Below are 3,292 nucleotides of genomic sequence, written 5' to 3'. Positions count from 1 at the left end.
CCACTTCGTGCTAAATACGAGATACTACGAGGGCTTCGTCGATTCGCCCGCAAAACTCATCAAAATACAAGACGGCGAAATGAGCGAGCTTGGCGACGCTCCTGCGCCCGTGAAGCAGATCTACAACGATGCGCGAACCTACGAGTTTGAGGGCTTTTGCGTGCGGATGAGTTCGCCCTTTATGATGGAGTGCATAGCTTCGCAGGACGGATCAAATTTAAGCGGCGTGGCGACTGATTTAGGCGGCGCAGCAAATTTCGGCGGCGCGGCGGGCGAAAATTTGAAAAATTCCTCCGAAAATGACGATGCGGCGACTGTTTGCAAAGCGCACAAAAGCAATCCGCGCAATGAAACGAGCGAGACGAAAGATAAAATTTCAAACAGCGGCAAGCAAGCCCGCAAAAAAGCGGCAGCAAAAGGCAAAATTCTTTGGCGGCTGAAGCTAGGCGCGTATCTATATACGCCGGTTTGCCTGCGCGGCGCAGCGGCGTCGCATTTTGATGCGCAAGGTAAGCGGCGGGGTCTCGAGACGCTGTATTTCGGCACTGCGGGCAAGAATGGGCATCTATATGCCGTAGACGCGGCAAGCGGCGAGGTGATCTTTAAGCTTGATACCGGCGGTACCGAACATTTCGCGTGGTGCGAGGATAAAATTTTACTCGCAGATCGCCGCGGCAAGCCCGTTTTGATTAGCGCGGACGACGGCTTGATCTTAGAAGAGGTGGAATTCGGCGAGTTTCAATTCGGCTCGGATCAGATCATGCTCGCTAGTAGGGGTCGCCTCTACGTCGTGGCAAACGACGGAGCCACGATGCACGCCGTCTGCGCTGATATTTAAATTGGACATATTAAAATTCGGCTTGTAGTTGTAGATTAAATTTAAACGCAAGGCTTGAACCGCCGAACATTTTGGATATGAAATTTACCTATTTAAGTCTCATGTCCGCTAGCCGCAGCACCCTTGCGAGTCGTATCCCATCTCTCACCCATTCGGCAAATGCCAAAAACCGCGAATTCTTTGGTATAAAGCACGTCGTAGCTCACTTGCTAAGTAAAATTTATTTGCCCGGCGCGTCGTTTCGAACTGGAATTCAAACCCCTCGCCTTAAAATTTAAAGCGGTCGCGGCAAATTTCAAGGCGCGAAGTGGTGCGAGCTGCCGTGAAATTCCATCGAGCTTTGCGGCGTGCGCGGGCAAACCTCGGCGATGATATTGATCGCGACGCCCGTTTTAGCGGCAATCGCGTAGATTTTGGGCAAAAATTTCGGCGCGAAGCTAAACAAAATCTCGTACTCCTCGCCGCTTTGCAGCGCAGCCTCGCTAGGGCTGGCGATCCAGCGCGCACCCACGCCGCTAGCCTCCAGCAGGCGGGGCAAGTCCTGCGCGAGCCCATCGCTAATGTCCATCGCCGCGCTAATGAACTTCGCCGCCTTGTAAAAAAACTTATCGCGCAAGACGGGCCTGACGAAGCGCGAATTTTTTGAAATTTTTGCGCGTAGATCCTCGCGCAAGCGATATGAGCCACTACCCGGCACAGGATTTTCGCCTGCAGAGCTTTGCGATGTAGAATTTTCGCATGAGAGGCTTTGCGCCGTATAATTCGCCGCGGATATTCGCGCCATAAAATTTCCGATAGAATTTCCTACGCTCAAATTTTGCGTCGTAAAATTTTGCTCAAAAAACTTCGCGTCCCGATTTTGCGTCGCGGAGCCCTGCAAGCCGTCATACGAAGCGTGAATATCTAAATTTTGTGTTATAGAGCCCTGCGACACGCTGCACGCGGTGTAAGCATTCAAATCTTGCGTAGAATTTCCGTTATCAGGGCTCGGCGCAGAAATTTTGCCATCAAAGCTCTGCGTAGAAATTTCGTTGTCGAACTGCGTAGAAATTTTACCGGCAGAGTCGTCATAGCCGCCGCTTTGCAGCCCGCTATCTTGCGCCGTAGGGTTCTTGCGATCGTCTCCGCTCTGCGACACGGAATTTTCTACCGAAATTCCAGCGTCCAGGCTCTGCAGTTTAGCGTGCGTAGGCGAAATTTTATCGCCCGGGCTTCGCACCTCATCGCCAGGATTTTGTGCAGCTGAAGCTTCGGCGTTGAGACCCTGCGGCGCGGTGCTTGAGCTTTGCAGCGACGAAATTTTATCGTCCCGGTTTTGTGTATCCGAGCTAGCGGGCGAAATTTCATCTCTTAAAAGCACCGCTAGATCGCGCCCGACGCCGCCCAGCTCGCCCGTATGCGCGATGAGATCGCCCACGCGCGCGCCGCTGCGAAACACGGGGTGCTTGCATTTGCCAATCAGGCTCACGCTAAGCGCGATGCGATCCGAGCCGATCGTGTCACCGCCGATGATCCGTATGCCCCACTCGCGCGCCGTTTCACTCACGCCCGCACACAGCTCGTCGATCTCGCGCGTGCCGATCTCGCGCGGCATCGCAAGCCCCAGCAGTGCGTATTTGGCGCGCGCGTTCGTCGCGATCATGTCCGAGATGTTTACGAGCATCGCCTTTGCGCCGATCTCGCGCAGGCTCAGCCAGCCGCGGCGGAAGTGCACGCCCTCGACGAAAAGGTCCTTGCAATACGCTCGCTCGCCGATTACGGCGCAATCATCGCCGTTAAGCTTCGATCTAAATTTCTCAAAAATATACCGCTCTTTATCCATGCGCCCTCCGTTAAATTTAGCGTTACGCCGCAGCCGCGCGAAAGCTAAGAAGCCCGAATTTGCGGACCTTTGTTTAACGCAGCAGGAGTTCTACGCTCCGCTTTGCAAGATTATAGCGTAAATTTAGATTTTCGCCGCGCGAGTTTGGCTGCGGTTCGGTGCGGCTCGATAGCAAAATTATAAATCGCGTGAGTTTTGGGGCTTAGCGCGGCTCGGTATGACTTGATGCGGACGAAGGCCCGCGATAAAACGGCGCCCGAGGCTATTTTTTGCTTGCGCCCGCCTGCGCGCACTCCCTCAGATGACGGCTCTTTTAAACGGCAAGTTTGAAAATTTAAAATTTAGCCGTAACCGCTGGCAAGATTAAATTTAAACGCTGCGTAAGCGTAGCAAAGATAGAATTTAGCGCTAAATTTAAAACCGTAATGCGACATTCAAGCAAGGAGATAAAATGAACGATACCAAACCGGATAAGCCGCTACTAATCATAAAAAGGGCTAGGCGTTTTTACGGGCCTTTTTATGCGGTAGTTAAAATTTTGCAATTTTATATCGCCATTGTTTTTATAATGCTCGACAAGCCTTATGCGCCTATCGTAGGCTGGGTGATGCTAATCGGGCTTTTTTACGCAG

3 protein-coding genes are annotated in these 3,292 nt (G+C 52.5%); 2 read left to right on the top strand and 1 reads right to left on the bottom strand.

Annotated features, from left to right (window positions below; translation table 11 throughout):
* Positions 1-838 (top strand): PQQ-binding-like beta-propeller repeat protein (locus Q0095_RS04805; protein WP_297881865.1); only part of this gene is annotated, 838 nt, incomplete at its 5' end.
* A gap of 295 nt (positions 839-1,133) precedes the next feature.
* On the opposite strand, the gene Q0095_RS04800 is transcribed toward Q0095_RS04805, so the two are convergent.
* Complete coding sequence (locus Q0095_RS04800; protein WP_297881863.1) at positions 1,134-2,660, bottom strand: thiamine-phosphate kinase; 1,527 nt, start codon at positions 2,658-2,660, stop codon at positions 1,134-1,136.
* Positions 2,661-3,111: 451 nt separating this feature from the next.
* Between Q0095_RS04800 and Q0095_RS04795 the strand changes: the two genes are divergently transcribed.
* On the top strand, positions 3,112-3,292 hold a 181-nt coding region (locus tag Q0095_RS04795; protein WP_297881861.1), incomplete at its 3' end, for a hypothetical protein.

Origin of the sequence: uncultured Campylobacter sp. (assembly GCF_938045535.1) — a bacterium.
Classification (GTDB): Bacteria; Campylobacterota; Campylobacteria; order Campylobacterales; family Campylobacteraceae; genus Campylobacter_B.
Note: the sequence above shows the minus strand (reverse complement) of the source record. Positions and strands in the feature narration are given on the sequence as shown.